The sequence below is a fragment of the Sphingomonas faeni genome (assembly GCF_040407505.1).
GTDB lineage: Bacteria > Pseudomonadota > Alphaproteobacteria > Sphingomonadales > Sphingomonadaceae > Sphingomonas > Sphingomonas faeni_E.
Genome location: NZ_JAPZPQ010000004.1, coordinates 85072 through 106415, shown reverse-complemented (window position 1 = coordinate 106415; position 21344 = coordinate 85072). Strand labels below are relative to the sequence as shown.

Sequence of the window (21344 nt, the reverse complement as noted above, 5' to 3'; positions counted from 1 at the left end):
AATTCGGCCGCATGCTAACTCAGGCCGCGCGCCACCACCATACGCCATCTTGCGTGTCGCGGGTCACTCGGCCTTCGACTTCGAGGCGGCGGAGGTGCGCGAGCGCTTCGCCGGTCGCCATGCCGAGCACGTCGGGCCCGATCGCGCGGCGGAACAGGCGGCCGAAACAGTCGACCGCGCGGCGGGGTTCGGCGAGGAAGATGGCCAGTTCGTCGAGCCGCTCGCGGTGTTCGCGGTCCATCGCGTCGAGGCGGGTGTGGAGGCCGGTGAACGGGTCGCCGTGGCCTGGGAGGACGAGCAGGTCGGCGGGCAGCGTCTTCAGCTTGGCGATCGAGGCGAACCATTCGCCCAGCGGGTCGGCGTTCGGTTCGGTGACGCCTAGCGAGACGTTGGGGCTGATGCGCGGGAGGACCTGGTCGCCGGCGATGAGGATGCCGCCGACTTCGTCGTACAGGCACGCGTGTTCGGGGGAGTGGCCGGAGCCGGTGACGACGCGCCAGTCGCGCGCGCCGATGGTGAGCGTGTCGCCGTCTTCGATGCGGGTGTAGCTGAGCGGAAGCGGCGTGATGATCTTGCGGAAGCCGGCCCAGCCCTTGGCGGTGGCATGGTCGATCTGCGCGGCGTCCCAGCCTGCTCCGCGCCAGAAGGCGAGCATTTCGTGCGGGACGGAGTCGCGGGCGTCGGCGGCGAGCATGCGCGCGGTCAGCCACTCGGCTCGGGTCATGATCAGGGGGGCGGCGTGGTGGTCGCACATCCAGCCTGCGAGGCCGATATGGTCTGGGTGGAAGTGGGTGCCGATTATTCGCGTGATGCGAACGTCCGCCTTGGGACCATTGAAGATGGCTTTCCAGGCGTCGCGCGCGGCCGCGGTGTTCATGCCGGTGTCGACCAAGGCTTCGCCGTCGGTGTCGGCCATGAGCCAGCAATTTACGTGACGCAAGGGGCCGGGGATGTGGAGGCGGACCCAGTCTATGCCGGGGGCGACCTGCATCGTTTCGCCCGAGGCGGGCTCTACGCCACCGAAGGGGTAGGTCAGGCCCTTGTGGGTGGTTGGCGCGAAATCGGTGTCGGGTGCGGTTGCCATCCGTTGCAGTTAGCAACTGGATGTGGCCGGAGATAGTGCTGTACGGTAGCGGACCTTCTCTCGATTCTCCCCCGCAAGGGGGAGGTGGCACCGAAGGTGTCGGAGGGGGAGGACACGGTGCAGAGGTTGGCGCTTCCCTCCCCCTTTCATCTGGCAAGAGCCAGCCACCTCCCCCTGGCGGGGGACGATCAGATTGGGTTTGGGCGAATTTACGCGCGCACCGTCACCCCGGACTGCTTCGGATCCTGTCCGCTTGAAACAAGGGAAGCTTGTTTCCCCGCGAAGGCGGGGACCCAGACTAGACTCCCGCCTTCGCGGGAGAACAATGACGCATCAGCTATCGCGGGATATGGCCTCGGCCTGCCCGGCTAGCTTCACTCGCCAGCCATATAGCACGAGGTTAGCGCGAGCCCACCCCCTGCCCCCTCCCGCTTGCAGGAGGGGAAGTGCGGTCAGCGCTTGAAGGGGTCGTCGAACAGCGGCTTGACGGGGAGGACGCCGCCGTCCGCCACGAACTGGGCGTCCGCCGCCGCCTGGGTGCGCTCGGCGCGGAGCTGCTGGAGCAGGACTTCGCGGTCACCTTCGAGGCGGGTGTCGGTCGGGGCTTCCATGCCGGCTGCCTTCGCCGCCTTCGCCACCGCCGCGTCGAGTTCGCGCTGCGAGGTCAGGCCGAGCGTGACCGGGTCCTTCGGGGTGATGTTGGCGATGTTCCAGTGGCTGCGGTCGCGGATCGCGGCGATCGTCGTGCGCGTGGTGCCGATCAGCAGCGAGATCGCGCCGTCGGTGATCTCCGGGTGGTTGCGGATGATCCACGAGATGCCGTCGGGCTTGTCCTGGCGCTTCGAGACCGGCGTGTAGCGCGGCCCCTTGGTGCGGCGGACCTGCTCGGGGCCCTTGATCATCTTGAGCTGGTAATCGGGATCGGCGGCGCCCTTGTCGATCTCGTCCTGCGTCACTTCATGGGCGCGCACGGGATCGCGGCCGGTGAGCTTGGTCGAGGTGGTGTCGTCGGCGATCGCCTGGATCTCGAGGATGTGCAGGCCGCAGAAGTCCGCGATCTGCTCGAAGCTGAGCGCGGTATTGTCGACCATCCAGGCGGCGGTCGCGTGGGGCATGAGCGGCTGGGCCACGGCGGAAACTCCGTAAAAATAGAAAGGGCCGCCCCTTTCGGAGCGGCCTGACATGAGAGAGACTTAGTGCGCGCGGGGGCAACAGGCAAGCGAACAAGCTCAGGCGGCCATGAGCTTTCCTTCGAGGGGGACGAGCGCGTGGAGGAACTGGCGCGCGCTGGCGGGCCAGCTGTAGCGCGCGGCATAGGCGGCGCAGGTCACGCTGTCGCGGGTCAGCGCGGTGGCGATCGCGGTGTCGAGGTCCTCGTGCATCGCGCCGACGCGGTCGTCGAGGACGTCGATCGGCCCGGTGACCGGGTAGGCGGCGACGGGCGTTCCACATGCCAGCGCCTCGATCATGACGAGGCCGAACGTGTCGGTGCGGCTCGGGAAGACGAGGACGTCGGCGGTGCGATAGGCGGCGGCGAGGTCGAGGCCGGAGCGCTGGCCTAGGAACACGGCGTTGGGGAAGCGGCGGGCTAAAGTCGCGCGGGCGGGGCCGTCGCCGACGACGACCTTAGTGCCGGGATGTGCGGAGGACAGGAATGCCTCGATATTCTTCTCGACCGCGACGCGCCCGACATAGAGGAGGATCGGGCCGGGCAGCGCCGCCATCTCGGGATCGCGGGCGCCGTCGAGGCCGAATTGGGCGAAGTCGACGCCCCTGCCCCATTCTCGGACCTGATGCAGGCCTTGGGTTGCGAGCGTTGCCGCGACAGACGGCGTGGAGACCAGGATCGATTGCGCGGGGCGGTGGAACCAGCGGATGTAGCGCCAGATCCAGTCGGGGTTCGCGCCGGTGCGAGCGGCGATATAGTCGGGGAACTGCGTGTGATACGCGCTGGTGAACGGGAGCGCGCGGGCGAGACACCAGTTGCGAGCGGCGAGGCACACCGGTCCTTCGGTGGCGAGGTGGATCGCGTCGGCGCCGAACGCGGCGAGCATGCGGCCGACTGCACCCGAGCGGGCGAAGGCGAGGCGGATCTCCGGGTAGGTCGGGCATGGCATCGAGGCGAAGCGTTCGGGGGAGACTACCAGGACCTCGTGGCCGATGGACTCGAGCTCGCGCTGGACCGACTGGAGGGTGCGGACGACGCCGTTGACTTGTGGGCTCCAGGCGTCCGTGACGATTGCGATACGCATCGTGTCTTCTCCGTTTTGCCCCTCTCCCATGGGGAGAGGGAGGGGCCCGGCCGGCGCAGCCGGGTGGGAGGGTGAGGGCACGCTTCCACTAGCGTTGTGGACTTGCCCTCACCCGCGCCGCTGACGCGGCTTGCCCTCTCCCCGCAGGGGAGAGGGTTTAAGTTAGGCGACCATGGATATGACCTTGTCCTTCTCGCGAGCGGCGATTTCGTCGCCCCAGTGGAGCAGCTCCATGCGGCCGTCGAAATGCTCGACCAAGGCGGTGCAGCCTTCGACCCAGTCGCCGTCGTTGTAATAGGCGATGCCGGCGATCTCGCGCATTTCGGCGGTGTGGATGTGGCCGCAGACGACGCCTTCGACGCCGCGGACGCCGGCCGCGTGCGCGACGACTTCCTCGAAGTGCGAGATGAAGGCGACCGCGTTCTTGACCTTGGCTTTCGCGTGCTTCGACAGCGACCAATAGGGCATGCCCATGCGGCGGCGCGCGCCGTTGACCCAGCGGTTGAGGCCCATCAGCATCGTGTAGGCGGCGTCGCCGATGTGCGCGATCCAGCGATGCGCGAGCGTGATCGCGTCGAACTCGTCGCCGTGAAGGACCAGCAGGCGACGACCGTCCGCCGTCTCGTGGATCGCGTTGCGGCGTATCGAGATGCCGCCCAGGTCGAGGCCGGAATATTGGCGGAACACCTCGTCGTGGTTGCCGGGGATGTAGACGACGCGGGTGCCGCGCTTGGCGCGCTTGAGCAGGCGCCAGATCACGTCGTTGTGCGCGGCGGGCCAGTAGAATTTCTTCTTGAGCCGCCAGCCGTCGATCATGTCGCCGACGAGGTACATCGTCTCGCTGTCGACGTGGTCGAGGAAGTCGTTGAGCATCCCGGCGTTGCAGCCGCGCGTACCGAGATGGACGTCGGAGATCCAGATCGTGCGATACTGGCGGCGCTCGACGACCGGCTCCGGTACGGCGGGCCGGGAATGGATGAAGTCGGCGATATCGGTGATGTCGGCGCCAACGAAGCTAGATGGCGAAAACGTCGTGATGGCGTTCATGAGCCTGCCCCCGCAAAACTATCCTTGTCGCGAGTATTAGCCGAGTATTGTTACAGGGTGGTCGCAGTCCGGTGACTGTTCCAAGTCATGGACGAGGATCGATTGTTTTCCCGCGAAGGCGGGGAATGCAGACTGGTCTCCCGCCTTCGCGGGAAACAGCTTTTGGTCGGTTAGCGCTTCAAGGAAACCACCCCGGCGAAGGCCGGGGCCCAGTTGGAGAGGTGGCAATAACGACGCGCGCCGCTCCCTTACTCAGCGTTCCCACCTGGGCCCCGGCCTTCGCCGGGGTGGTGCAGTCTGGATGGGAGGCCTTTACCCCCCTCACCCCATCGTGAGCACGATCTTCCCGACGTGGTCGCCCGCCTCCATCCGCGTGTGCGCCGCCGGTGCGTCGGCGAAGGCGAACACGCGGTCGATTACCGGCTTCAGCTTGCCAGCTTCGACGTGCGGCCACACCGTGCGCGCGAGTTCGTCCGCCACCAGCGACTTGAACGCCGTATCGCGCGGGCGGAGCGTGGAGCCGGTCAGCGTCAGGCGGCGGCGCATGATCTCGAACAGGGGCACCGTCGCCATCATGCCGCCCTGGACCGCGATCGACACGTGGCGGCCATCCTCCGCAAGGCATTGCAGGTTGCGCGGGACGTAGTCGCCACCGACCATGTCGAGCACCGCGGCGACGCCCTTGCCGCCAGTGATCTGCTTCACGCGCTCGACGAAATCCTCGGACTTGTAGTCGATCGCGTGGGTCGCGCCGAGGCTCAAGGCCGCTTCGCACTTCGCCTTCGAGCCGGCCGTCACGATGATGTCGATACCGAACACGTTGCAGAGGCCGATCGCCATCGTGCCGATGCCGCTGGTGCCGCCGTGGACGAGGACGGTGTCGCCCTCCATCGCGTAGGCCCGCTCGAAGAGGTTGGTCCAGACGGTGAAAAGCGTCTCGGGCATCGCCGCCGCCTCGACCATCGTCAGCGCTTCGGGGACGGGCAAGCACTGGCCGAACGGCGCGACCGCGTATTCCGCATACGCACCGCCCGAGATCAGCGCGCAGACGCGCTGGCCGATCTGTTCGTCGCCGACGCCGTCGCCGACCGCGACGATCGTGCCGGAAATTTCCATGCCAAGGATCGATGGCGCACCCGGCGGGGGCGGATATTTCCCCTGGCGCTGCATGACCTCGGGGCGGTTGACCCCGGCAGCGGCGACCTTGACGAGCACCTCGCCCGGCCCCGGTTGCGGCACGGGACGGTCGACGAGCACCAGGACGTCGGGACCGCCGGGCTGCTCCGGATCGATCGCCTTCATGACGTCAGGCAAACCTAAGTTATTCGAATCGTTTTCGGGTATCGCGGTCATCTGCTCGTCACGTCCCTTTTGAACTTCGCGCCTTATTGACATCGCTCCGGTGCGGGTCAACGTTACAGAAATTATGGACCCGGAAGACACCCCCTCCCGTCCCGACGATCTGCTCGACGCGCTCGTGCGACAGGACCTCGATCCGTTGTCGGTCGCCGAGCTCGATGCACGCATAACCGTGCTGCAAGGCGAGATCGCCAGATGCCAAGTCAAGAAGGATCGCGCCGTCAGCCACCGCGCCATCGCCGACGATCTTTTCAGGCGGTGACCGCCGCCGCGGTGCCTTTGATTGCGGCCACGGCATCGACCGGCACTGTCCTTTCGACCGATGTGGGATGGCCTCACCGCTTCGTCATCCCAGCAGACGGAGGGGCCCAGAGTTACGAGCGTCCGCCTTTATGGCTCTGGATCCTGGGTCGAGCCCAGGATGACGGCGTGGGTAATGCGGGTCGTCCGATCTTTAACCGACGCAGGAACGGACAAGGCCGGGTTCAAGTGCTTGATGCGACCGATATCAGTTCCGACATAGTGGCAAAGGGCTCGCGTTCTCGCGGCCCGACAGGAGTATTGTAAATGCCATCATTTGCACCCGCCCTCGAGACCACGCTGCACAAGGCGCTCGAGGCGGCATCGTCCCGGCGTCACGAATATGCGACGCTGGAGCATCTGCTGCTCGCGCTGATCGACGACGAACATGCGTCGAAGGTCATGACCGCGTGCAACGTCGAGATCGGCGATCTGAAGAACACCGTTTCGCATTACCTCGACAGCGAACTCGACGCGCTGAAGGTCGATGCGGCGACCGACCCCTCCCCCACCAGCGGGTTCCAGCGCGTCGTCCAGCGCGCGATCCTGCACGTCCAGTCCTCGGGCCGCGACGAAGTGACCGGCGCCAACGTGCTCGTCGCCTTGTTCAGCGAGCGCGAGAGCTATGCCGTCTATTTCCTGCAGCAGCAGGACATGAGCCGCCTCGATGCGGTCAGCTTCATCAGCCACGGTGTCGGCAAGGGCGGACAGCAGGCAACCGAAGCATCTACGCCGAAGGGTGCGGACGACGAGAAGCCGGCCAAGGGACAGGAGAAGGGCAAGACGGAAAGCGCGCTCAAGCAATTCACGGTCGACCTCAACGAGAAGGCCAAGAACGGCAAGGTCGATCCCCTGATCGGGCGCGGGCCGGAGGTGGATCGCACGATCCAGATCCTGTGCCGCCGGTCGAAGAACAACCCGCTCTATGTTGGTGATCCCGGCGTCGGCAAGACCGCGATCGCCGAGGGCCTGGCGCGGAAGATCGTCGAGGGCGACGTTCCCGACGTGTTGTTGCCGGCCGTCATCTACTCGCTCGACATGGGCGCGTTGCTGGCGGGGACGCGGTATCGTGGCGACTTCGAGGAGCGCTTGAAGGCGGTCGTCAACGAGCTCGAGAAGCTGCCCGATGCGGTGCTGTTCATCGACGAGATCCACACCGTGATCGGTGCGGGTGCGACGAGTGGTGGGGCGATGGATGCGTCGAACCTGCTCAAGCCTGCTTTGTCGGGCGGTACGATCCGGTGCATCGGCTCGACGACGTACAAGGAGTTCCGCAATCACTTCGAGAAGGACCGCGCTCTGCTGCGGCGCTTCCAGAAGATCGACGTGAACGAGCCGACGATCGAGGATACCATCAAGATCCTCGCCGGCCTGCGCTCGGCGTTCGAGGATCACCACAACGTCAAGTACACCCCCGATGCGATCAAGTCGGCGGTCGAGCTGTCGGCGCGGTACATCAACGACCGCAAGCTGCCGGATAAGGCGATCGACGTGATCGACGAGGTCGGCGCGATGCAGATGCTGGTGCCGCCGAACAAGCGCAAGAAGACGATCACGCCGAAGGAGATCGAGCAGGTCATCGCGACGATGGCACGCATCCCGCCGAAGTCGGTCTCGACCGACGACAAGCTGGCGCTCGCCACGCTCGAGACGGATCTGAAGCGCGTGGTGTTCGGGCAGAATGCGGCGATCGAGAAGCTGTCGTCGGCGATCAAGCTGGCGCGGGCGGGTCTGCGCGAGCCGGAGAAGCCGATCGGCAACTATCTGTTCACCGGGCCTACGGGCGTCGGCAAGACCGAAGTCGCCAAGCAGCTGTCGACGATCCTCGGCATTCCGCTCCAGCGGTTCGACATGTCCGAATATATGGAGCGGCATTCGGTCAGTCGTCTGATCGGTGCGCCTCCCGGCTATGTCGGGTTCGACCAGGGTGGCCTGCTGACCGATGCGATCGACCAGAACCCGCATTGCGTACTTCTGCTCGACGAGATCGAGAAGGCGCATCCGGACCTGTTCAACATCCTGTTGCAGGTGATGGATAACGGGCGGCTGACCGACCAGCACGGCAAGTCGGTCGATTTCCGCAACGTCATCCTGATCATGACGACGAATGCGGGCGCCAGCGACATGGCGCGCGAGACGGTCGGCTTCGGCAATTTGTCGCGCGAAGGCGAGGACGAGGTGGCCGTGACGAAGATGTTCACGCCGGAATTCCGCAACCGTCTCGATGCGGTGGTGCCGTTTGGGTACCTGCCGACCGAAGTCGTGGCGCGCGTGGTGGACAAGTTCATCCTCCAGCTAGAACTCCAGTTGGCGGACCGCGGTGTGCACATCGTCCTCGACGACGAGTCGAAGGCGTGGCTCACGACCAAGGGCTATGACAAGCTGTACGGCGCCCGGCCGATGGGCCGCCTGATCCAGGAGAAGATCAAGCAGCCGCTCGCCGAGGAACTGTTGTTCGGCAAGCTGGTTCATGGCGGCGAGGTGACGGTGAAGATGAAGGACGGCGCGCTGTCGTTCGCGATCGAGCCGGCTGCACCGAAGAAGCCGAAGAAGAAGGGCAAGACCGAGACGGTCGACGCCAGCTAACGATTATCAACCTGGTTCAGCGAGAGCTGGACCAGGTTTGATTTGAGGTGGCTGGATGAACAGCACTCCAAATTCTACCAATTTTCTTTCGGCTCGCGCCCGGTTCTGTCCTTGAGACACGATCGGCGGTGAGGATGAAGCGACCTCCCAAAGCCGATAGCGTGGTTCGAATTACGAGCCAAATTGGCATAAATCGATCCAGTATGGTCGAAATCCGATTGATTACGCCGTCGTACGGGCGCCTCTTTACCATTAATTGGCGAAGGCGGCTTAGACGGTGTCTGCATGACGTTCGGGTTTCGTATCACTTGGCTCATCGGCATCGTTGCGACGGCGTTGGCGATGCTCGGTGCTGCACCGGCCGAGGCCCGGACAGGGCAACTGCTCGATGTCTGTATTATGCGGGCTACCCCAGGGCTTTCCGTACCTGCCTTGTTTCGAACGCCTTCACGGTTCGACTGCACCACCCCCCAGTCGGCCTATGGTTCCGGCGATTTCTGGGTTCTGTCGCAGGTTTTGCCGACGAACCTGACGCACATCCCTGATCTGCGTGCCCTGACCGCGAGCGTCTGGCAGGATCGCGTCACGCTCTTCGTTCTTTATGCAGACGGCGCAATCCGCCGTACCGGGTTCACCAGTCGCACGTCCGGCCGTCATCTCATGATCGGCGCAACCCTCTCTCTCACGCTGCCGCCGCACGTTGCGCCCCCCATCCGCCTGCTTTGGCACGTCGAGGGTTCGGCGAATTTGCGCGGCGTCGTACTCGGGCCGACGCTCGCAACGGCCGCGGAAGCCGCAGAGAGCGAGATCATCCTTTCGGCGTTGTATGCAAGCTTCGGCGGGATGGCGATCGCGTTGATCGTCTACAATCTGGCGTTGTGGGGGGCGCTTCGACAGTCGTTCCAGCCGGTCTATTGCCTGCTGGTGCTGTGCTTGCTCGGGTACGCCTTTTCGTCGTCGGCCGCGCTGGGCCAGCTTGTGCCGTCGCTCGACAACAACGTCCGCTTGAAGCTTAACGTATGCCTGCTGGCGATCTGTGCGGGCATGGTCCTGGTCTTCGCGCGCGCTTTTTTCGAGCGTGCGGTGTTCGATGGTTGGCCGCGCCCCGCCAGCAACGTGGCGCTCGCGACGCTCGCCACGGCCGGAATTGCGTTTGCGATCCTGGCGCCGTGGCAGATCTACTGGCTCGATCGGTTGCTGACGCTCAGTTACATCCCGCTGATCGCGCTGGTGCCGCCGGTGCTGTACCGAGCCTGGCGGGTTCGCAGCAGCTATCTCTGGATGTTCACGCTCGCCTGGGGCGCCCCCATCGTCTTCGCCAGCCTCCGGATCGCAGGTGCGCTGGGGCTGATGTCTTGGAGCTTCTGGATCGACAATTCGACCATGATATCGATGATGCTGGAGGCGCTGCTCTCCAGCCTGGCGATCGCGTACCGAATCCGGCTGCTCAGCGTCGAACGCGACGACGCGCGTGAACAGGAGATCGCGGCGCGGTTGCTGGCGGATACCGAGCCGCTGACAGGGTTGCTCAACCGCCGTGCGTTCCTGGATCGCGCGATCGGACGGGCGGGCGATCAGATGCTGCTGATCGCGGACGTCGATCACTTCAAGCACGTCAACGAGACGATCGGTCACGATGGCGGCGACGAAGTCCTGCGGGTCGTGGCGCGGGTGTTGCGCAACGCGGTGCCGCCCGACGCTCTGGTCGCGAGGATCGGTGGTGAAGAGTTCGCCATCCTCATCGACGCGACCACGCCGGTCCTGCCCGACACGATCCTTGAGCGATTGCGCAGCCAGCGCATGCCGTTCGACATGGCGATAACCGCGAGCATCGGCTGCTGTACGGGGCCGCTGCAGCGCGAATCGGACTGGAAGGCGCTATATCGCAGCGCCGATCGTGCCTTGTTCGCAGCCAAGGGCGCCGGGCGCGATCGGTCGCGCGACGCAGGCATACTGCCGATTGCCGCTTAAAGCCGGTTCGCTTGCGAAACGGCAACGTGTGAGCCATGATCGCACGCCTGGGAGATAGACGATGCGGAACCGGAAACTTGTGCTGGCAGCGGCGGGGCTTGCGCTCGTGACGCTCGCCGTGCGTCATCCGACCGCAGACTTCCGGCTGATTACGCACGACAAGAGCGACCCGTCGCCCCACCGGATGCAGGCCGTCGTCGATTTCGGACTGGTCGGTGTCTCGGTCTTGTACACCTGGACCGTCAACCGCCTGCGGTAGGTGCGTGCCGCATATCCGGCGCCCTCTCGCGCGTCCTTGACCCTCGTCGCGTGCCTGCGCCATAGCGGCCGGCATGGACACGCCGATCGAAGACCTCGCGTTCGAGGATGCACTGAAGGAACTCGAGCTTATCGTCGGAAAGCTGGAAAGTGGCGACACGCCGCTTCAGCAGGCGATCGAGCTGTACGAGCGCGGCAACAAGCTGCGCCAGCGTTGCGCCGACCGGCTCGATGCGGCGCAGGCGCGGATCGAGGCGATCCGGCTCGACGGCGACGGCAAGCCTGCCGGCGTCCGCCCGTTCGCGGCGGGCTGACGCGGTGAGCGGGATGCCCGTCACGCTCGATGCCGCGCTTGCCGAGGTCTCCGCGGAGATCGACCGGCAATTCGACCAGCTGCTGACCATTCCGGACGATCCGCGCGGTGACCTGTATCGCGCGATGCGGCACGCGGCGATCGGCGGCGGCAAGCGGCTGCGTCCCTTGCTCGTGTTCGCGACCGCCAATCTGTTCGACGTGGCGCGGGAATGCTCCGCACGGGCTGCGACGGCGATCGAGGCGATCCACGTCTATTCGCTAATCCACGACGATCTGCCGTCGATGGACGACGACGACATGCGCCGCGGCAAGCCGACCGTGCACAAGGTGTTCGACGAGGCGACGGCGATCCTGGCGGGCGATTGCCTGCACGCGATGGCGTTCGAGATCCTGGCCGATCCGGCAACGCACACTGACCCGTTCGTTCGGATCGAACTGGTCATGGACCTCGCGCGCGCGTCCGGGCCCAACGGCATGGCCGGCGGCCAGAAAATGGACATCGAGGCGGAGAATACGCGCTTCGACCTCAACACCGTGACCCGGTTGCAGCAGATGAAGACGGGCGCGCTGATCTCGGCGTCGGTCGAGGCTGGCGCGATTCTCGGGCGGCTGCCACCGGAGGGCCGCGTCGGCCTGCGTGGCTACGCGCATGACCTAGGGCTCGCGTTCCAGATCGCCGACGACCTGCTCGATGCCGAGGGCGACGAGGCGGTCGTGGGCAAGTCGCTGCGCAAGGACGAGGTCGCGGGCAAGGAGACGTTCCTTTCGCTGCTCGGGCCCGAGCGCGCGCGCGAACAGGCGCGGATGCTCGTCGACCAGGCGGTCGCGCATCTGCACAGCTATGGCAAGGAAGCCGACCTGTTGCGGGATATCGCCCGTTTCGTGCTCGAACGCGACCGCTAAGTCTACCACCGGGGAGCTCAACATGACCGCACGGATTGGCGTTTACCCCGGGACCTTCGATCCCGTTACCTTGGGTCACATGGACATCATCCGGCGCGGCGCGAAGCTGGTCGACCGGCTGGTGATCGGGGTGACGACCAATCCCTCGAAGTCGCCGATGTTCACGATCGAGGAGCGGATGGCGACGGTGCGCCGCGAGGTGGCCGACGTCGACGGCGATATCGAGGTGGTGGAGTTCGATTCGCTGCTAATGGATTTTGCCGAGCGGCAGGGAGCGAAAGTGATCGTCCGCGGCCTGCGCGCCGTCGCCGATTTCGAGTACGAGTATCAGATGGCGGGGATGAACCAGCAGATCAATCCGCGCGTCGAGACGGTGTTCCTGATGGCCGACGTAGCGTTGCAGCCGATCGCGAGCCGGCTGGTGAAGGAGATCGCGCTGTACGGCGGGAATATCGCCAAGTTCGTGCCAGAGTCGGTGCGTGCCGAAGTGGTAGCGCGGGTCGAGAAGATCGGCCGCAAGGGTAGCTGACCTTCTTCGTCATCCTGACGGAAGTCAGGACCCAGAGCCATAAAGGGCGGTGCTCGGTTACCCTGGGTCCTGACTTTCGTCAGGATGACGGATCGTGTTAGGCGACTGCCGTCTGCAGCCCCATCACGTTCAGATTGGCGCAAGCGGGGATTTGCTCTAAGTGGCGGCAGCCTGGTTGCGCCGGGCCTCTTTCGAGTGGGAATTTGATGCGCTTTTTCGTCGGAATGTTCGCGTTGCTCGGGTGCCTGGTCACGGTACCGGCTGGTGCAGCGCAGAAGAAGGAAGTCGTGGCGCCTGCCGTTCGCGCGACCCCGCCCCTGACCACGGATACGCAGAACCTGCTGCTGCTCGATCTGTCGACCGGTGGGCGCGTCACGATCTGGCTGCGGCCCGACGTCGCGCCGCTGATGGTCGAGCGGATCAAGACGCTGACCCGCCAGCATTTCTATGACGGCCTCGCGTTTCACCGCGTGATCGACGGCTTCATGGCGCAGGGCGGCGATCCCAAGGGCGACGGCACCGGTGGCTCGACGCTCCCCGACGTGAAGGCGGAGTTCAACTACCTGCCGCACGTCCGTGGTGCCGTCTCGGCGGCGCGGTCGGACAAGGAGGACAGCGCGAACAGCCAGTTCTTCATCGTGTTCCAGCCGCGGCTCAGTCTCGACAAGAAGTACACTGTGTTCGGTCGCGTGCTCGACGGGATGCAGTATGTCGACGCGATCGAGCGTGGCGAGCCGCCGGCGAACCCGTCGCGGATCGTCCATGCGTATATCGCGGCGGACAATCCTCCGGCGTATATGGCTGGGCCGCCTGCCCCCGCGCTCGGTGCACCGGTGACGTTGCCGGGCACGGCTTCGGGGCCTGACGCTGCCAAGCCGAAGCTCGCACCGGCCGCTCGCAAGGCGCCGGTAAAGAAGGCTCCTGCAAAGAAGTGACTCCACGTTGAACGTCGACCTTTTCGACTTCGACCTACCAACCGACAACATCGCGCTCCGCCCCGCGGCGCCGCGCGATGCCGCGCGGATGCTGGTGCTCGAAGGTGACGCGACCCGCGATGCGGGCGTATCCGACCTGCCGTCGCTGCTGCGGCTTGGCGACATGCTCGTGTTCAACGATACGCGGGTGATCCCGGCGCAGCTCGACGGGCGGCGGGGCGATGCCAAGATCGGCGCGACGCTGCACAAGCGCGAGGGGCCGCGACGGTGGCGCGCGTTCATTCGCAACGCGCGGCGGTTGCGCGATGGCGACGTGATCGAGTTCGGCAACGGCGTCAGCGCAGCGGCGGTCGATCGCGAGGACGATGGGAGCTACGCGCTGGTGTTCGCGGGCGACGAGCCGGTCGAGCTGTTGCTGGAGCGCGCGGGCCACATGCCCCTGCCCCCGTATATCGCCGGCAAGCGTCCGACCGACGAACGGGATGCAGACGATTACCAGACGATGTTCGCGTCCGAGCCGGGCGCGGTCGCAGCGCCGACGGCGGCGTTGCACTTCACGCCGAAGTTGATGGCGGCGCTCGAGGCGGCGGGGATCGAGCATGCGACGCTGACGCTGCATGTCGGCGCGGGGACGTTCCTCCCCGTGAAGGCGACCGACACCACCGAGCACAAGATGCACGCCGAATGGGGCCGGATCGATGCCGCCACCGCCGATCGGCTCAACGCGGTCCGCGCACGCGGTGGTCGCGTGATCGCGGTCGGGACAACGTCGCTGCGGCTGATCGAGAGCGCGACGGGCGAGGACGACGTGATCCGCCCATTCGACGGCGACACCGCGATCTTCATCACGCCGGGTTATCGGTTTCGCGGGATCGACGGCTTGATGACCAATTTCCATCTGCCACGCTCGACGTTGTTCATGCTCGTGTCGGCGCTGATGGGGCGCGAGCGGATGCAGGCGGCGTATGCGCATGCGATCGCCGGGAAGTATCGCTTCTACAGCTATGGCGACGCCTCGCTTCTGCTGCCATGACGGGCGGCATGCTGCTCGCTCTCGCTCTGATCCAGGCCATCGTTGCCGCACCGCCGCCCGCGGGTACGCCGCAACCGCCTGCAACGATTTTCGCCGAGCCGGCTGCGCTATTCATCGCCGCGTGCGATGCGAACGGTGATGGCCGCGTGACGCAGGCCGAACTAACCGCGGGCATCGCGCGGAGCTATGCGACCGCCGAGGGTGCTGCGACCGGATCGATCGGGTACATTGCCTTTGCTGACTGGGCGCAGGCGTGGCTCGGCGATCGTAACGCATTGCCGAGCCCGTTCGAGGTCGATCGCGATGGCGATAACCGGATCACGCTGGCCGAACTCCAGGCGCGGTTTACTCAGTTCTTCGCGCGGTTCGATCGCGACAAGGATGGCGTGCTGACCCGCGCCGAACTCATCACCATCCGCGGCGCGCCGGCCGGCGATCGCTACGGCATCCGCAAGAAACGTTGATATGACTCGTCCCCGCTTCGACTTCACCATCTCTGCCACCGACGGCAAGGCGCGTACCGGCGTCATCGCGATGCAGCGCGGCGACATCCGTACACCCGCGTTCATGCCGGTCGGCACCGCCGCGACCGTCAAGGGGATGAAGCCAGCCGACGTGGTCGGTGCGGGCGCGGACATCATCCTCGGCAACACCTATCACCTGATGTTGCGCCCGGGTGCCGAGCGGGTCGCGCGGCTGGGCGGGCTGCACGCGTTTTCGGGCTGGTCGAAGCCGATTCTCACCGACTCCGGCGGGTATCAGGTTATGAGCCTCGCGGACCTGACCAAGCGCTCTGAGGAAGGCGTCTCGTTCAAGTCGCATCTCGACGGCACGCGGCATCTGCTGAGCCCCGAGCGGTCGATCGAAATCCAGCGGCTGCTCGGCTCGAACATCGTCATGGCGTTCGACGAACTGGTGCCGACGACTTCCACGCGAGAGGTGCAGGCCGCGGCGATGGAGCGATCGATGCGCTGGGCGAAGCGGTCGCGCGCGGCGTTCGATGCGGGCGAAGACCATGCCGAGAACAACGCGATCTTCGGCATCCAGCAGGGTGCGCTGAACGAGGGCTTCCGGAAGTCGTCGGCCGATGCGCTGATCGATATCGGCTTCGACGGCTATGCGGTCGGCGGCCTGGCGGTCGGCGAGGGGCAGGAGGCGATGTTCGGCTGCCTCGATTTCGCGCCGGACCAGTTGCCGGTCGACAAGCCGCGCTATCTAATGGGGGTCGGCAAGCCCGACGACATCGTCGGCGCGGTTGAGCGTGGTATCGACATGTTCGATTGCGTGATGCCAACTAGGTCGGGTCGCACCGGCCAGGCCTTCACGCGCACCGGCCCGATCAACATCCGAAACGCGAAGTTCGCCGAGGATATGGGACCACTCGATCCCGCGTGCCCCTGCCCGGTCTGCGCGACCTGGGGCCGCGCGTATCTGCATCATCTGGTACGGTCGGGCGAAATGCTTGGCGCGATGCTCATGACGGAGCATAACATCTGGTTCTACGAAACGCTGATGGCGGATCTGCGGGCGGCGATCGCCTCGGGCACGCTGACGCAGTTCGCGAATGATTTCCGTGGCGTGTATGCCCGGAAGAGTGAAGGAGAGCCCAAGTGACGATCAAGATCGACAGCGACACCCCGAACGAAATCCTCGCCGCCGCGAAGGAGGCGAAGCTGCAGGCCGAAGCCGCCGCGCACAACGCCGCCGAGAAGGCCAAGAGCTGGCCGCTCGCGAAGATCGGCCTGGGCGTCGGCATCGGCTCGGCGGCGATCGCGGGCGCGGTGCTGTTCGCGAACCGCAACAAGTAAGGATTTTCATGCGCCTCCTCCGCTCCGCTTTGCTGCTGACCGCAGCTTCTTTCCCGGTAGCGGTGGGGGCGCAGACCGCACCTGCCCCGACACAGGTTTCGGTGAAGCCGATCGCCTATACCGAGCGCACGCTGCCGAACGGCCTGCGCGTGTATGCGATCCGCGATACCGGTACGCCGAACGTGTCGGTGCAGGTCTGGTACGACGTCGGCTCGAAGGACGATCCCAAGGGCAAGTCCGGGTTCGCGCACATGTTCGAACATCTGATGTTCAAGTCGACGCGCAATCTCGTGTCGGAGCAGATGGACCGGCTGACCGAGGACGTCGGCGGGTATAACAACGCGTCGACCAACGACGACTATACCAATTATTTCGAGGTGATCCCGGCCAACCACCTCCAGCGGCTGCTGTTTGCGGAGGCGGACCGGATGGCGAGCCTCGTCGTCGAGCCCAAGAGCTTCGGCTCGGAGCGCGACGTGGTGAAGGAAGAGCTGCGCCAGAGCACGCTATCGCGGCCGTACGGCAAGCTGTTCTCACTTTATTACCCCGCGATTGCTTATTCCGCGCACCCCTATGCGCGTGGGACGATCGGCAGCCTGGAAAATCTGGAAGCCGCCGGGATCGACGACGTCCGGGCGTTCCACGCTACTTATTATCGGCCGGACAATGCGATCCTCGTCGTCTCGGGCAATTTCGATCCAGCGCAGTTGAACGGCTGGGTCGACCAGTATTTCGCGGGGATAAAGAAGCCCGCGGCGGCTATCCCGCGCGTGACGGTGGCCGAGCCTGCGCGGACCAAGGCGGTGACGCGCACCGTGTACGAGCCGAACACGCCGTTGCCTGCGGTGCTGGTCAGCTATCATGTGCCGGCCGACCGCGATGCGGATATCGCCGCGTTGACGGTGCTGAAGGCGGTACTGGCGACGGGCGAGAGTTCGCGGCTGTACGAGAGCGTCGTGTACCGCGACCAGCTAGCGCAGTCGGCGGAGGCGTTCCTGGATACCAAGCAGGCGACCGGCAACATGGTCGTCTACGCGATCCTCGCGGGCGGCAAGACGGTCGAGGCGGGCGAGGCTGCACTGAAGCGCGAGACCGCCCGGTTCCGCGATGCGCCGGTGACCGCTGCCGAACTGGCCGAGGCGAAGAACGAAATCCTGACGCAGTCGATCCAGTCGCGCGAGACTGCCGAGGGCAAGGCGAGCACGTTGGCGTCTGCAGTGCTGGTCGACGGCGATCCGCAGGCGGCTGACAAGCAATTGGCGGCCATCGCGCGGGTGACGGCAGCGGATATCCAGCGGGTTGCGCGGAAATATCTTGGCGATAACCAGTCGGCGACGATCCGGTACATGCCACTCGCGGCCAAGCCTGCGGGCGGTGTCGCGGATGCAATCACGGTTGCACCGACGGTGCAGGTTGCCGACCTGAAGGCGCCGGCGAATATCAAGATCGTAACTCCTGCGCCGGACGGGCAGCGGGTCCAGCCGCCTGCGCCGAGCGCACCGGTATCGCCGACGATCCCGCAGCCGGTCGAAACGCGTCTAGCGAACGGCATGCGTTTGGTGACGGTGGAGCGGCACGACCTGCCGATCGTCACCGCGTATCTGGTGACTGCAGGCGGCGCAGCAACCGATCCCCAGAACCGTGCGGGCGTCAGTAGCCTTTCGGCGGACCTGCTTACCAAGGGTACGAAGACGCGGTCGGCGACACAGATCGCGCGTGCGGTCGAGGGACTTGGCGGGTCGATCGGCAGTTCGGCTGGCAGCGATGGCGCAGCGGTCGACGTGACGGTGAAGTCGGACCAGCTTGCGCCGGCGATGGCGATCCTCGCCGACGTCGCGATCAACCCGGCCTTTGCGCCCGAGGAGATCGAACGCGCGCGAACGCAGCAGGTCGACGCGGTGACGCTGGCGCTAAAAGATCCGGCGCAGGTCGCCGGTCTGGTTGCGGATCGCGCGGTGCTGGGGGCATCACCCTATGGTGCACCGAACGGGGGCACGCCGCTGTCATTGATGGCGATCACGCGCGCCGACATCACGGCAGCGTATGCGCGGAGTTTCCAGCCGGGCCAGGCAACGCTGATCATGGTCGGCGACGTCACCGCGGCGCGGGCGAAGGCGTTGTCGGAGGCGCAATTCGGTTCTTGGAAATCCGTCGGCGGGGCTCCGGCTGCTGTGGCCGAGGTCGTCTATCCGAAGCCGCGCGTGATCGTGGTCGACATGCCCGAGGCAGGTCAAGCTGGCGTGGTCGTCGCGCGGCCGGCGATCGCGCGGTCGGATGCACGCTATTATCCGCTCGCGGTCGGCAATACCGTCCTTGGCGGCGGCTTCTCGTCGCGGTTGAACCAGGAAATCCGGATCAAGCGCGGGCTGGCCTATGGCGCGAGCAGCGGGCTCGACGCGGGAAAGACGCAGGGCACGGTCGCGGCGCGGACGCAGACCAAGAATCCGACCGCTGCCGAAGTGGTGACGCTGATCGCTGCCGAGATGACGCGGATGGGGGCGTCCCCGGTGCCCGCCGCAGAACTCGACACGCGCAAGGCCGTGCTCGTCGGCAATTTCGGGCGCGGGATCGAAACGACGTCGGGGGTTGCCGGAATTCTCGGCGCGTATGTCCAGAACGGCGTGCCGCTCGGCGAACTCCAGCGCTACACCGGCGCGGTGGGTGCCGTCGATCCGGCGGCCGTGCAGGCGGCGGCCGTCGCGCTGCTCGACCCGAAGGCGGCGAGCATTGTCGTGGTCGGTGACGCCAAGCAGTTCATCGAACCGCTGCGCAAAGCCTATCCGAACGTCGAGGTCATTCCCGAAGCCGCGCTGAAGCTCGACACCGCAACCTTACGGTAAGCGCTTGCTGCTACGGTGACCGTCCGTCCCGCGGTGGGACGGACTGAATCCGTGCGCGATCGGTCCGGCCAGATCGGCTATGTCCGGCTCGACAGGCAAGTACGAGGAAAGCGATTGCGCGTTAGGTTGCAGACGGTTCGGTTGATGAAACGCATCTGGGCGGCGATGGTCGTCACGTTGTTGATCATAGGTGCCGGAATCTCTGCCCACGCTGCGCTCCGGGCGATGTCGGCGCGTGAAGCGGCGAGCGAGCGCGCGAGTACCGCATCCTCGGTAAAGGTCTCAGCCCCCGCCCCTGCGCTGGCCGAGCAGGAGATCGCCGCCCCTGCGGCGGGTGTTACGGGGACCATCGACCTGCCGGATCTGCCGATCCCGGCCGGTGCGACGCTCGATGCGGGCATCGTTCCGGCACGCCCCTTCTCGATGGCCGGCGCATCGGCGCTGGACCGCGACCGCGCGCTGCAATGCCTCACTGCGGCGATCTATTACGAAGCCGCGTCCGAACCCGATGCCGGCCAACAGGCAGTCGCACAGGTCATACTTAACCGCGCCCGACATCCTGCTTTCCCGGGAACGGTATGCGGCGTGGTGTACCAAGGCTCGGAACATGCCGGCTGCCAGTTCAGCTTCGCGTGCGACGGCGCGATGACGCGGGTGCCGGCGCGCGCCGCATGGTTCCGCGCGGCGCGCGCGGCCGGCATGGCACTCGCCGGTTACGTCTATGCGCCGGTCGGGTTGGCGACGCACTATCATACCTACGCCGTGACGCCCGCGTGGAACCGGAGCATGGTGATGACCGACGTCGTCGGCGCGCATTTCTTCCATCGGTGGAAGGGGTATTGGGGTACTTCGGCTGCGTTTAACCAGCGCTACGCTGGAGGCGAACCGGTGCCTGGGCCGCATCTGTCCGTGCAACCGATTGCGCCGCCCACACCGCAGATGATCGCGGCTGCCACGGCCGGGGCTGTCTCCGTCCCAGTGCCGGTTACAGTGGTGGCGGCTGTTGCGCAGGCCAAGCCCGCTACTCAGGCTCCGGCAATACCGACTGCTTCCGACATGCTGCCGCCAGAATCGCAGATCCTCGACCGGTGGAAGGATTCGGGTAAGCCTTTGAAGTAAGTCACCGCGACCGGTTCCATGGTGCTGTGTCACCCGCCTCCATTAGCGGTCCTCTCGCGCATCCCGTGCTGGGCAGCTTATTGGATGAATAAGTTGTTTCGCGCAGAGGCGCAGAGAACGCGGAGGGTGCGGTGGAATCAGGTTAGGTTGCGGACCTTGCATCTGTTTTATAGAACTTGCAGTTCTGCTAGAACCTCTGCACTTCCTGCGCCTCTGCGCGAACCATTCTGTCTATAGACCACAAAGAAAAACCCGGGTGCATCGCTGCACCCGGGTTTCCCTTCAAACAAATCGAGCCTCGGAGATCCAGCCTATTCGGCGGGGACCATCGACGGGGTGCCGATCATCATGCGCTCGCCACCGGGGGGGGCGGCTTCGCGGGCGGCGCGGAGGATCTGGGTGCGTTCGGCGCGTGAGGCCATGTCGTCCCACGCCTTCTCGGCGCGGCGGCAGCGATCGCGGACGTTGTCGAGGAGGGCGGCATCGCCGTTGCGACGCTCTTCATCAGCGCGGGCCCGGTAAAATTCTGGATTATCGGCCATGCTGGTGCGCTCCTGCGGGAAATTTCAAAGGGGTGATGCGGCGACCATGATGGCCGCCGCATCGCAACCGAGATCACGTTGGCGGACAATAATCCGCCAGCGAGATCAATCGGCTGGCTGGAGGTTCACGGCCGACTGCTTGCCACGCTTGTCGGGCTCAAGCTCATAGGTGACGCGCTGGTTCTGGTTCAGCGTCGGCATGCCGGCGCGCTCAACCGCGGTGATGTGCACGAATGCATCGTTGCCGCCGCCATCCGGCGCAATGAAGCCATAGCCCTTGTCGGCGTTGAAAAACTTGACGGTTCCGGTGATAGCCATGAGGTGGCTCCTTCTTAGTAGAGAGTAACCCGACGTTCGGGCGACCCGTGCCGCGGAGCAGGGAAAGAAGGAGAAAGGTGCCGCAAAGCGCCAAGAACCGTCGATATGCGACTGTAGCTGAGCGCTATATGGGCCAAGACAGCCG

At 65.5% G+C, this 21344-nt stretch carries 21 protein-coding genes; 14 read left to right on the top strand and 7 right to left on the bottom strand.

Annotation, left to right across the window (positions count from 1 at the left end; genetic code table 11):
* Positions 1 to 19: 19 nt before the first annotated feature.
* The 5 genes from O6X71_RS13625 to O6X71_RS13605 all read right to left on the bottom strand — a co-directional run bounded on the left by O6X71_RS13625 (position 20) and on the right by O6X71_RS13605 (position 5685).
* On the bottom strand, positions 20 to 1084 hold the full coding sequence (locus O6X71_RS13625) for an MBL fold metallo-hydrolase (protein ID WP_353466334.1): 1065 nt from the start codon (positions 1082 to 1084) through the stop codon (positions 20 to 22).
* A gap of 452 nt (positions 1085 to 1536) precedes the next feature.
* Positions 1537 to 2214, bottom strand: a complete 678-nt coding sequence (locus tag O6X71_RS13620) for a DUF1013 domain-containing protein (protein ID WP_055873545.1) — start codon at positions 2212 to 2214, stop codon at positions 1537 to 1539.
* Between the two features lie 99 nt (positions 2215 to 2313).
* The gene (locus O6X71_RS13615; RefSeq protein WP_353466333.1) at positions 2314 to 3336 is read right to left on the bottom strand and encodes a glycosyltransferase family 4 protein; all 1023 of its coding nucleotides are present in this window, start codon (positions 3334 to 3336) and stop codon (positions 2314 to 2316) included.
* A gap of 162 nt (positions 3337 to 3498) precedes the next feature.
* Positions 3499 to 4383 carry a UDP-2,3-diacylglucosamine diphosphatase gene (locus tag O6X71_RS13610; RefSeq protein WP_353466332.1) on the bottom strand — a complete coding sequence of 295 codons (885 nt, stop codon included), beginning with the start codon at positions 4381 to 4383 and terminating at the stop codon, positions 3499 to 3501.
* Between the two features lie 321 nt (positions 4384 to 4704).
* Positions 4705 to 5685, bottom strand: a complete 981-nt coding sequence (locus tag O6X71_RS13605) for an NAD(P)H-quinone oxidoreductase (protein WP_353466564.1) — start codon at positions 5683 to 5685, stop codon at positions 4705 to 4707.
* 124 nt (positions 5686 to 5809) lie between these two features.
* Here O6X71_RS13605 and O6X71_RS13600 point away from each other — a divergent pair, with 124 nt between their 5' ends.
* The 14 genes from O6X71_RS13600 (at position 5810) to O6X71_RS13535 (ending at position 20339) form a co-directional block, all read left to right on the top strand.
* Entirely contained in the window at positions 5810 to 6004 is a 195-nt protein-coding gene (locus tag O6X71_RS13600) for a DUF1192 domain-containing protein (RefSeq protein ID WP_056047521.1), read from the top strand.
* 305 nt (positions 6005 to 6309) lie between these two features.
* Complete coding sequence (clpA, locus tag O6X71_RS13595) at positions 6310 to 8628, top strand: ATP-dependent Clp protease ATP-binding subunit ClpA (protein ID WP_056060577.1); 2319 nt, start codon at positions 6310 to 6312, stop codon at positions 8626 to 8628.
* 285 nt (positions 8629 to 8913) lie between these two features.
* Positions 8914 to 10599: a GGDEF domain-containing protein gene (locus O6X71_RS13590; RefSeq protein ID WP_353466331.1), complete on the top strand. Its 1686-nt coding sequence runs from the start codon at positions 8914 to 8916 to the stop codon at positions 10597 to 10599.
* 61 nt (positions 10600 to 10660) lie between these two features.
* Positions 10661 to 10858 (top strand): hypothetical protein, encoded by a 198-nt coding sequence (locus tag O6X71_RS13585; protein WP_353466330.1) that lies wholly within the window; start codon positions 10661 to 10663, stop codon positions 10856 to 10858.
* A 73-nt stretch (positions 10859 to 10931) separates the two neighbouring features.
* Positions 10932 to 11171, top strand: coding sequence for an exodeoxyribonuclease VII small subunit (locus O6X71_RS13580; RefSeq protein ID WP_056060585.1), 240 nt, complete (start codon positions 10932 to 10934; stop codon positions 11169 to 11171).
* A 13-nt stretch (positions 11172 to 11184) separates the two neighbouring features.
* Positions 11185 to 12075 (top strand): polyprenyl synthetase family protein, encoded by an 891-nt coding sequence (locus O6X71_RS13575; RefSeq protein WP_353466563.1) that lies wholly within the window; start codon positions 11185 to 11187, stop codon positions 12073 to 12075.
* A 22-nt stretch (positions 12076 to 12097) separates the two neighbouring features.
* A complete protein-coding gene (gene coaD / locus O6X71_RS13570) occupies positions 12098 to 12604 on the top strand; it encodes a pantetheine-phosphate adenylyltransferase (RefSeq protein WP_353466329.1) in 507 nt (168 codons plus the stop codon).
* 206 nt (positions 12605 to 12810) lie between these two features.
* A complete protein-coding gene (locus O6X71_RS13565) occupies positions 12811 to 13539 on the top strand; it encodes a peptidylprolyl isomerase (protein ID WP_056060592.1) in 729 nt (242 codons plus the stop codon).
* 7 nt (positions 13540 to 13546) lie between these two features.
* A complete protein-coding gene (queA, locus tag O6X71_RS13560) occupies positions 13547 to 14572 on the top strand; it encodes a tRNA preQ1(34) S-adenosylmethionine ribosyltransferase-isomerase QueA (RefSeq protein WP_353466328.1) in 1026 nt (341 codons plus the stop codon).
* 8 nt (positions 14573 to 14580) lie between these two features.
* Positions 14581 to 15036 (top strand): EF-hand domain-containing protein, encoded by a 456-nt coding sequence (locus O6X71_RS13555; protein ID WP_353466327.1) that lies wholly within the window; start codon positions 14581 to 14583, stop codon positions 15034 to 15036.
* 1 nt (position 15037) lies between these two features.
* The gene (gene tgt / locus O6X71_RS13550; protein ID WP_353466326.1) at positions 15038 to 16186 is read left to right on the top strand and encodes a tRNA guanosine(34) transglycosylase Tgt; all 1149 of its coding nucleotides are present in this window, start codon (positions 15038 to 15040) and stop codon (positions 16184 to 16186) included.
* Positions 16183 to 16380, top strand: coding sequence for a hypothetical protein (locus O6X71_RS13545; protein ID WP_197978314.1), 198 nt, complete (start codon positions 16183 to 16185; stop codon positions 16378 to 16380). The genes tgt and O6X71_RS13545 overlap by 4 nt, the downstream gene beginning before the upstream one ends.
* An 8-nt stretch (positions 16381 to 16388) precedes the next feature.
* Complete coding sequence (locus O6X71_RS13540; RefSeq protein ID WP_353466325.1) at positions 16389 to 19220, top strand: M16 family metallopeptidase; 2832 nt, start codon at positions 16389 to 16391, stop codon at positions 19218 to 19220.
* A 144-nt stretch (positions 19221 to 19364) separates the two neighbouring features.
* Positions 19365 to 20339 carry a cell wall hydrolase gene (locus O6X71_RS13535; RefSeq protein WP_353466324.1) on the top strand — a complete coding sequence of 325 codons (975 nt, stop codon included), beginning with the start codon at positions 19365 to 19367 and terminating at the stop codon, positions 20337 to 20339.
* 311 nt (positions 20340 to 20650) lie between these two features.
* Here O6X71_RS13535 and O6X71_RS13530 read toward each other — a convergent pair whose 3' ends face one another.
* Both O6X71_RS13530 and O6X71_RS13525 read right to left on the bottom strand, forming a co-directional pair.
* The gene (locus tag O6X71_RS13530) at positions 20651 to 20881 is read right to left on the bottom strand and encodes a hypothetical protein (RefSeq protein WP_056060610.1); all 231 of its coding nucleotides are present in this window, start codon (positions 20879 to 20881) and stop codon (positions 20651 to 20653) included.
* Positions 20882 to 20986: 105 nt separating this feature from the next.
* A complete protein-coding gene (locus O6X71_RS13525) occupies positions 20987 to 21199 on the bottom strand; it encodes a cold-shock protein (RefSeq protein WP_031394996.1) in 213 nt (70 codons plus the stop codon).
* Positions 21200 to 21344 lie beyond the last annotated feature (145 nt).

Bases quoted from the DNA above. Each gene is read 5' to 3' on its own strand.
- O6X71_RS13615 (WP_353466333.1), bottom strand. From the start codon at position 3,336: ATGCGTATCGCAATCGTCACGGACGCCTGGAGCCCACAAGTCAACGGC.
- clpA (WP_056060577.1), top strand. From the start codon at position 6,310: ATGCCATCATTTGCACCCGCCCTCGAGACCACGCTGCACAAGGCGCTC.
- O6X71_RS13600 (WP_056047521.1), top strand. From the start codon at position 5,810: ATGGACCCGGAAGACACCCCCTCCCGTCCCGACGATCTGCTCGACGCG.
- O6X71_RS13580 (WP_056060585.1), top strand. From the start codon at position 10,932: ATGGACACGCCGATCGAAGACCTCGCGTTCGAGGATGCACTGAAGGAA.
- O6X71_RS13610 (WP_353466332.1), bottom strand. From the start codon at position 4,383: ATGAACGCCATCACGACGTTTTCGCCATCTAGCTTCGTTGGCGCCGAC.
- O6X71_RS13530 (WP_056060610.1), bottom strand. From the start codon at position 20,881: ATGGCCGATAATCCAGAATTTTACCGGGCCCGCGCTGATGAAGAGCGT.
- O6X71_RS13535 (WP_353466324.1), top strand. From the start codon at position 19,365: ATGAAACGCATCTGGGCGGCGATGGTCGTCACGTTGTTGATCATAGGT.
- O6X71_RS13565 (WP_056060592.1), top strand. From the start codon at position 12,811: ATGCGCTTTTTCGTCGGAATGTTCGCGTTGCTCGGGTGCCTGGTCACG.
- O6X71_RS13590 (WP_353466331.1), top strand. From the start codon at position 8,914: ATGACGTTCGGGTTTCGTATCACTTGGCTCATCGGCATCGTTGCGACG.
- O6X71_RS13525 (WP_031394996.1), bottom strand. From the start codon at position 21,199: ATGGCTATCACCGGAACCGTCAAGTTTTTCAACGCCGACAAGGGCTAT.
- O6X71_RS13605 (WP_353466564.1), bottom strand. From the start codon at position 5,685: ATGAAGGCGATCGATCCGGAGCAGCCCGGCGGTCCCGACGTCCTGGTG.
- O6X71_RS13585 (WP_353466330.1), top strand. From the start codon at position 10,661: ATGCGGAACCGGAAACTTGTGCTGGCAGCGGCGGGGCTTGCGCTCGTG.
- O6X71_RS13575 (WP_353466563.1), top strand. From the start codon at position 11,185: ATGCCCGTCACGCTCGATGCCGCGCTTGCCGAGGTCTCCGCGGAGATC.
- coaD (WP_353466329.1), top strand. From the start codon at position 12,098: ATGACCGCACGGATTGGCGTTTACCCCGGGACCTTCGATCCCGTTACC.
- tgt (WP_353466326.1), top strand. From the start codon at position 15,038: ATGACTCGTCCCCGCTTCGACTTCACCATCTCTGCCACCGACGGCAAG.
- O6X71_RS13540 (WP_353466325.1), top strand. From the start codon at position 16,389: ATGCGCCTCCTCCGCTCCGCTTTGCTGCTGACCGCAGCTTCTTTCCCG.
- O6X71_RS13625 (WP_353466334.1), bottom strand. From the start codon at position 1,084: ATGGCAACCGCACCCGACACCGATTTCGCGCCAACCACCCACAAGGGC.
- O6X71_RS13555 (WP_353466327.1), top strand. From the start codon at position 14,581: ATGCTGCTCGCTCTCGCTCTGATCCAGGCCATCGTTGCCGCACCGCCG.